This window comes from Micromonospora sp. NPDC004540 (genome assembly GCF_040610095.1).
Lineage (GTDB): Bacteria > Actinomycetota > Actinomycetes > Mycobacteriales > Micromonosporaceae > Micromonospora.
In genome coordinates this window covers 1-7,321 of the sequence record NZ_JBEXLR010000166.1, presented here as the reverse complement: position 1 = coordinate 7,321, position 7,321 = coordinate 1, and the positions used below count along the sequence as shown (strand labels likewise).

Annotated in this window: 6 protein-coding genes; 4 read left to right on the top strand and 2 right to left on the bottom strand. The window is 75.6% G+C overall.

Features of this window, described 5'->3' with window-relative positions; translation table 11 throughout:
- Window positions 1-263 precede the first annotated feature (263 nt).
- Complete coding sequence (locus ABZV78_RS30785; protein WP_355644239.1) at window positions 264-941, top strand: hypothetical protein; 678 nt, start codon at window positions 264-266, stop codon at window positions 939-941.
- 55 nt (window positions 942-996) lie between these two features.
- On the opposite strand, the gene ABZV78_RS30780 is transcribed toward ABZV78_RS30785, so the two are convergent.
- On the bottom strand, window positions 997-2,184 hold the full coding sequence (locus ABZV78_RS30780) for a glycoside hydrolase family 6 protein (RefSeq protein WP_355644241.1): 1,188 nt from the start codon (window positions 2,182-2,184) through the stop codon (window positions 997-999).
- Between the two features lie 306 nt (window positions 2,185-2,490).
- Here ABZV78_RS30780 and ABZV78_RS30775 point away from each other — a divergent pair, with 306 nt between their 5' ends.
- Genes ABZV78_RS30775 through ABZV78_RS30765 form a run of 3 tightly spaced genes read left to right on the top strand, consistent with a single transcriptional unit; the run spans window position 2,491 to window position 6,881 of the window.
- The gene (locus ABZV78_RS30775; RefSeq protein ID WP_355644237.1) at window positions 2,491-4,809 is read left to right on the top strand and encodes a transglycosylase domain-containing protein; all 2,319 of its coding nucleotides are present in this window, start codon (window positions 2,491-2,493) and stop codon (window positions 4,807-4,809) included.
- 37 nt (window positions 4,810-4,846) lie between these two features.
- Window positions 4,847-6,253, top strand: coding sequence for a CoA transferase (locus ABZV78_RS30770; RefSeq protein ID WP_355644235.1), 1,407 nt, complete (start codon window positions 4,847-4,849; stop codon window positions 6,251-6,253).
- Between the two features lie 22 nt (window positions 6,254-6,275).
- Window positions 6,276-6,881, top strand: coding sequence for a YdeI/OmpD-associated family protein (locus ABZV78_RS30765; protein ID WP_355644233.1), 606 nt, complete (start codon window positions 6,276-6,278; stop codon window positions 6,879-6,881).
- An 8-nt stretch (window positions 6,882-6,889) separates the two neighbouring features.
- Here the strand turns inward: ABZV78_RS30765 and ABZV78_RS30760 are convergent.
- The coding region (locus ABZV78_RS30760; protein ID WP_355644232.1) for a TlpA disulfide reductase family protein at window positions 6,890-7,321 on the bottom strand (432 nt) is incomplete at its 5' end.

The window sequence follows — 7,321 nt, the reverse complement described above, 5'->3', positions numbered from 1 at the left end:
GTGCTGGTGGCCATCACGCTGGCCCCGGCCCTGCTCGGCTTCGCCGGCCGCAAGGCGCTCCCCCGCAAGCTGCGCGGGCGGGACGCGGTGGCGCCCGGGCACCCGGCCCGCCTGACCGGCCCGCGGTAGCGGCCGCCGCCGCCCACCGCGCCCCGGCTCCCTCCCCGCCCGACAGCTGCACGGCCGCTCCCGGCGGGCGCCGGCCGACGACCACCCCGGCGCCCTCCACTTACGCGATCACCCTGGTGACCAGGAGTTCCTTCATGAGCACAGCCACACCCGTCGTCCGGGCCCGGTGGTGCGACATCGGCCGGATCGCCGATCTCGTCGCCGAGGCCGTTTCCCCCACCGCCCTCGCGGCCTGGCTCGTCCCCGATACGCACCGCCGCACCGCCGTGCTTGCCGCCGTGGCCCGGATCTGGACCGAACACGCGCTGCTCTGCGGCGACGCGTTCCTGCTCCGGGACGGCACGGCGGCGACCGTGTGGTTCCACCGCTACCGGCCGATCCCGACGCCGCACCGGTACGCCGACCGCCTCGCCGCGGCCGCCGGCCCGGATGAGGAGCGCTTCCTCCGGCTCGACGAGACGCTCGCCGCACGGCGACCGGCGGAGGCGCACAACCATCTCGCGCTGCTGGCCGCGCCCGGTCCGGCGGCCGCCCGCCGGGCCGCCGCGGTGCTCGCCGGGGCGCAGCGGTGGATGGACACGCTGAGCCTGCCGACGTACGCGGAGGCGTTCACCGAGAGCGACCGGGACCTGCTCCGGCGGCACGGGTACGCCGACCGGGAGGCCATCGCGGGGCCGGGCGACACCACCACCCACCCGATGTGGCGGCTCTCGCCGTTCTGGGCCGCCCGGTCCGGCGGCCACGGCAACTGGCCCCGCCGGGTCACGAGCCGGCTGCGCAACAGCCGGGCCAGCGGGTGGGCGCTGCGCTGATCCGGCGTCGTCCGGCCGGGCCGGGGCGACGTTCGGGCCGCCCCGGCCGGCGGGGTCAGCGAAGCGGCGGGTTGGCGTACCGGACCAGTTCGAGGGCCTGCTCGGCGAACCAGGCGCCGGCGGCCGGGTCGGCGGTGCCGCCGCGCGCCGGGTCGAGCCCGGTGCCGGTGCCCCGGTCGCACTGGCCGTCGGACTGGCCGGGCGTCTTCACCCAGAGGAACGCGTCGGCCAGCGGGTCACCGGTGGCGGTGGTGGGGCGCACGCCCAGCCCCCGGTCCGGCGGGTTGCACCAGGTCTGCGGGTCCGGCCAGCCCGCACCGGCCGGCGGGGTCCACGGCCCCTGCCCGTTGCGGCTGGTGTCCACCACGAAGTGGGCGAGCCGGTCGGCCGGCACGTCGCCGACGTTCTCGGCGTACCAGGCGTCGGTGCGGCCCCAGGTGCTGAAGTCGGCCGGGTCGGCCGGGTAGTACTGGCTGGCGCACCACTCGAAGTGGCCGCGCGCCCACTCGGGACCCGCGGTGCCGTAGTGGACGCACTTGGAGATCCAGTTGCCGTACTTGAGCTGGCGTTCGGTGGTCTCGTAGTTGGAGACGTTGAGGAAGAAGCCGTCGGCCCGGGCGACGCCGGCCTTGACCAGCCGGTCGGCGGCGTCGCCGACGCCCAGCCAGGCGCTGTGCGTGCCGTCGAGGTAGACGCTGGTGCGGGGCAGCGCGCTCAGCGTGTCGACGGCGTAGTTGAGCATGGCGAACCGGTCGGCGGCGGCGGTCGCCGGGTCCGCCTCGGCCGGGCGGCACCAGTCCTGACTGCCGTTGATGGTGGTGTACCAGGGGATGATGCCGAGGCCGTCCGGTTCCAGGATGACGGCCGTCTCGTGGCCGCCGATGCCCCGGGCGAAGGCGTCGATCCACGCTTCGTACTCGGCCACCGAGGTGGCGCCGCCGGCCGAGTACTGCGCGCAGTCCCGGAACGGGATGTTGTAGGCCACCAGCACGGGCACGGTCTTCTTGCCGGCCGCGCGGCGTACCTCGGCGTTGACGGTCCGGGCGACCTCGGCGGCGGAGCCGCCGGTCACCCAGACCGCCTGGGGCGTACGGATCATGGCGCGCAGTCCGGCCGCCTGCTGGTGCTGCCCGGCGGCGGTCAGGTCGGCGATCTGCGCCACGGCCCCGTGGTCCGGTCGGGGGGTGTAGAAGGTCGCGCCGTCGCGGAGTTCCGCGCCGGCCGGTGCGGGCGAGAAGGGCACGGCCGCGGCGAGGGTCGCGACGACGGCGGCGAGACCGGTCACGGCGCGCCGCCGGAAGGGAGTCAGGGCCACGTCATTGCTCCTGAGGGGACGGGGGAACGGGCGATGGGAGCGTTCCCGCAGCTCGTCCGAGCGTGCCCGGCGCAGCGGCGACTGTCAACGTCTCGAGCCGGCCGACGCGGCGGGCCACCGCGACGAACGCCACTCGGAGAACGGCGGAAGCCTGTGCCGTCACCGCAGGTCCGCTAGCCTGCGACGCGGGCAGGGACACGATTCGGCCGAGCAGTCGGAGGGTATCGGGTGCGGATGCTTCAGACCGGTGACAATGACGCCAACGGTTCCCCGACCCCGACACCGGGGCGGAAGCGCCGGCGGCACCGCCTGCTGATCTTCCTGGCGGTCCTCGCGCTGCTGGCCGGCTCGGGCCTGGTGGCGGGCGGCTACTACTTCGACAGCGTGCCGACCCCCACCGACCTCAAACTCCCGGAGTCGACCACCGTCTACTACGCCGACGGCCGCACGCCGCTGGCGAAGCTGGGCGCCGAGAACCGCACCATCGTCCCGTACGACCAGATGAACGACTCGGCCAAGCAGGCCATCGTGGCGGCCGAGGACCGCACCTTCTGGAAGAACAAGGGCGTGGACTTCAAGGGCGTGCTCCGCGCGGCCTGGGCGAACGTCACCGGCGGGCAGCGGCAGGGCGCCTCCACCCTCACCCAGCAGTACGCCCGGGTCGCCGCCGACCTGCGCGGGGTGACCTACTCGCGGAAACTGCGCGAGGCGGTCATCGCCTGGAAGCTGGACGACAAGTACAGCAAGGAGGAGATCCTCGGCTTCTACCTGAACACCGTCCCGTTCGGGCGGGGGGCGTACGGCATCGAGGCGGCCGCGCAGACCTTCTTCGGCAAGACGGTGCGCCGGGACGCCCCGCCGCAGCAGCAGCTCACCCAGGCCGAGGCGATGGTGCTCTGCGCCATGGTGAAACAGCCCGAGGCGGACCCGACCGACCCCGAGGGCTCCCCCGGCTACGACCCACGGCGCAACGCCACGGCCAAGCAGAACTCGATCGACCGCTGGAACTACATCCGCGACGGCATGGTGAAGCTCGGCTACCTCACGTCGGAGCAGGCGGCGAACCTGGCGTACCCGGACACGGTGAAGGAGATCGACCCCGACGCCGGCCGCTCCGGGCTGGACCGGCCGAGCGGCCTGGTGGTCAACCACGTGCTCAGCGAACTGCGGCAGACCGAGCCGTTCCGCGGCAAGCCGGACGAGGTGATCCGGGACGGCGGCTACAAGATCGTCACCACCATCGACAAGCGGGTGCAGGACGCCGCCGAGGCCGCCGCCGACATCCGCCGGGACACCGCCCCGGAGGCCGTCCGCGGCCAGCCGAAGAACTGGCAGGCCGCGCTCGTGGCGGTGGAGCCGGGCACCGGCCGGGTGCTCGGCTACTACGGCGGTGACAAGAGCTCCGGCGCCGACTACGCCGGCTGGTACCTCGACGAGAACGGCCAGGCCCGCGGGTTCGGCCAGCATCCGCCGGGCTCCTCGTTCAAGGTGTACGACCTGGCCGCCGCCGTCGGCGACAAGATCTCGGTGAAGCAGCGGTTCGACTCGCCCGACACCAAGGAGTTCCCCGAGTCGGGGCGCACCAAGGGCAGCCCGGCCGGCCCGATCCGCAACGCCGAGCACGCGCCCTGCCAGCCGAACTGCGCGCTCTGGGAGGCGACCGTCGCCTCGCTGAACGTCACCTACTTCGAGCTGACCGAGAAGCTCGGCACCGCCAAGGTCATCGACATGGCGAAGCGGGCCGGGGTCGAGTCGATGTGGGAGACCGTCAAGGGCAACCCCCAGCCGCAGCGGGTGGACCTGCGCGACAAGCCCGCCGAGGAGGTCGCCGGCCGGTTCTCCACCGAGGTCGGCATCGGCCAGTACGGCATCAGCGTGCAGGACCACGCCAACGGGATGGCCACCTTCGCGGCCGGCGGCAAGCGCGCCGAGGCGCACTTCGTGCGGTCGGTGACCAAGGGCGACGAGAAGGTGTGGAGCGAGCAGCTCAAGCAGACCGACCTCGGCCTCGACCAGGAGGCGATCAACCAGCTCGACTGGACGCTGCGCCGCGTCAAGGCGGCCAAGCTGGACAACGGCTGGGACTCCGCCGGCAAGACCGGCACCTGGCAGGCCGGGCAGAGCACCACCCAGAACGTGCACACCTGGATGGTCGGCTGGACCGGTGCGCTCGCCTCCGCCGTCTGGCTGGGCACCACCGACGGCAAGCCGCTCAAGACGACGGGCGGCAGCTACGAGGTCTACGGCTCCACCGGGCCCGGGCCGATCTGGCGGCAGTTCATGGAGCAGGCCACCGCGGCGCTGAAGCTCGACCCGGAAGAGTACCGGTTCCAGGATCCGGCATTCCCGGATGACGCCCCGGAGACCACCGCCCCGCCGACGACGCCGCCGGTGACCTCCTCGCCCACCCCGTCGGCGCGGCCGACGCCGAGCCCGACCCCGTCGCGCCCGAGCCCCACCCCGAGCGACCGGCCGACCTCGCGGCCGACCGTCTCACCCTCACTGAGCCCGCTGCCCAGCCTGTCGCCGTCGAAGACCCGGCGACCCGGATGAGCGCGGGCCCGCCGCCGGCGGTGCGATGATCGACGGCATGGTGAACCCGACGACGGAGTCGATCCGGTCGGCCTGGGCGGCGCTGGGCGGGGACCCGGCCGCCGCCGCGACGGTGCGGACGGCCGGTCCCGCCGGGGTGCTGCCGGCCCGGCTGCCGGTCACCGACCTGGCCGTGGCCTGCGTCGCCGCCGCCGGACTGGCCGCCCTCGAGCTGTCCCGGGCCCGCGGCGCCGGGACGGACGGGCCGCTGACCCTGGACAGCCGAGCCGTGGCGGTCTCCTTCACCAGCGAGCGGCACCTGCGGGTGGACGGGCGGGCGTTCAACGGGTTCGCCCCGCTGTCCCGGTTCTGGCCGGCCGCCGACGGCTGGGTGCGTACCCACGCCAACTACCCGCATCACCGGCGGCGGCTGCTGGCCGCGCTCGACCTCGACCCGGCGCGCCCCGACGACGAGGCCCTGGCGGCGACGGTGGGCCAGCGGATCGGCGCCCGCCCGGCGGTCGAGGTCGAACAGCACGTCACCGCGGCCGACGGGCTCGCCGTCGCCGCCCGCACGCCCGAGGGCTGGGACGCCCATCCGCAGGCGGCGGCGGTCGCGGCCGAACCCCTGGTCCGGCTGCGGGCCGACGCCGCGACGGCGGCCCGCCCCGCGCCACCCGCACCGCCCGGGCTGCCCGCCGCCGGCCTACGCGTGCTCGACCTGACCCGGGTGATCGCCGGCCCGGTGGCCACCCGGTTCCTCGCCCTGCTCGGCGCCGACGTGCTGCGCGTCGACTCCCCCGGCCTGCCGGAGCTGGAGCCGCAGCACCTGGACACCGACGCCGGCAAGCGGTCCACCCTGCTCGACCTGGGCCGGGACGCCGACCGCGCCCGGTTCACGGCGCTGCTGGCCGACGCCGACGTGGTGGTCACCGGCTACCGGCCGGGTGCGCTGGACCGGTGGGGCCTCGCCCCCGAGGCGCTGCGCCGGCACCGCCCCGACCTGGTGGTGGCGCGGCTGTCGGCCTGGGGCGGCACCGGCCCCTGGGCCGGGCGGCGCAGCTTCGACAGCCTGGTGCAGGCCGCCACCGGCATCGCCGACATCGAGCGGCAACCGGACGGCGCGCCCGGCGTGCTGCCCGCCCAGGCGCTCGACCACGGCACCGGCTACCTGCTCGCGGCGGCGGTGCTCCGGGCGCTGACCCAGCGGGCGCGCGACGGGGGCGCCTGGACCGCCGAGCTGTCGCTGGCGCGTACCGCCCGGTGGCTGCGGCACGAACTGCCGGCCGGTGCGGCCCCGACCGCCGCCCCGCCGGACCCCGACCCCTGGTGCGCCGAGCGGGACTCGCCCGCGGGCCGCCTCCGGTACGCGCTGCCGCCGGTCACGCTGCCCGGCGGGCCGCGTACCTGGGCGGGCCCGCCGACGCGGTGGGGCGGCGACCCGCCGGCCTGGCTGGCCCGCTGAGCACGGAGCGGAGGAGGAACCGATGGCACAGGAACCGCCGGAGCTGGTGGTGCCCGACGCGGACGCCTGGCGGGACTGGCTCGGCGCCAACCACCACGACCCGGTCGGCGTGTGGCTGGTGCTGGCCAAGCGGGGCGCCGCCGCGCCCACCAGCCTGGACTACGACCAGGCCCTCGACGAGGCGCTGTGCCACGGCTGGATCGACGGCCAGGTGCGGCGCCGGGACGAGGCCACCTACCGGCAGCGGTTCACCCCGCGCCGGGCGCGCAGCCCCTGGTCGGCCCGGAACGTCGGGATCGTCGCCCGGCTGGTCGAGGAGGGCCGGATGCGGCCGCCCGGGCTCGCCGAGGTGGAGCGGGCCCGGGCCGACGGCCGCTGGGACGCCGCGTACGCCGGGCAGGCCACCGCCGAGGTGCCGGCGGACCTGGCCGCCGCGCTCGCGGGGAACGCCCGCGCCCGGGCGATGTTCGACGTGCTCACCGCACAGAACCGGTACGCGATCCTCTACCGGCTCGGCAGTGCCAAGCGGGCGGAGACCCGGGCGCGGCGGCTGGCCGGGTTCGTCGACATGCTGGCCCGGGGCGAGACCCCGTACCCGCAGAAGCGCCGGCCGGCCACGGCGGACTGACCCGCGGGTCAGGGCGCGAGCACGAGTCTCCCCAGTTCGGCGTCCAGGGTGGCCGCGTCCACGCCGCCCGGCCAGCCGCGCAGCAGCGCGCCGCCCTTGGCGATCACGACCACGGCCGGGGGCTCGCGGACCGCGTACGAGCGCCAGATGGTGCCGTCGGCGTCCAGCACGACCGGGTACTCGACCCGGTGTTCCCGCAGGTAGCGCTGGACGTCCTCGGGCTTGTCCTCGGTGGCCACCCCGACGAGGACGACCTCGTCCCGGTGCCGGCGGGCCAGCTCGCTCAGGGCCGCCTGCCGGTCGGCGCAGAGCGTGCACCAGGAGGTGAAGAAGACCAGCACGACCGGGCGCTCGGCCCACAGCCCGGCGAGGGACACCGGGCTGCCGTCGGTGAGCGCGCCGTGCGGGCCGCCCGGGACGGCGAGCAGCGGCGCGACAAG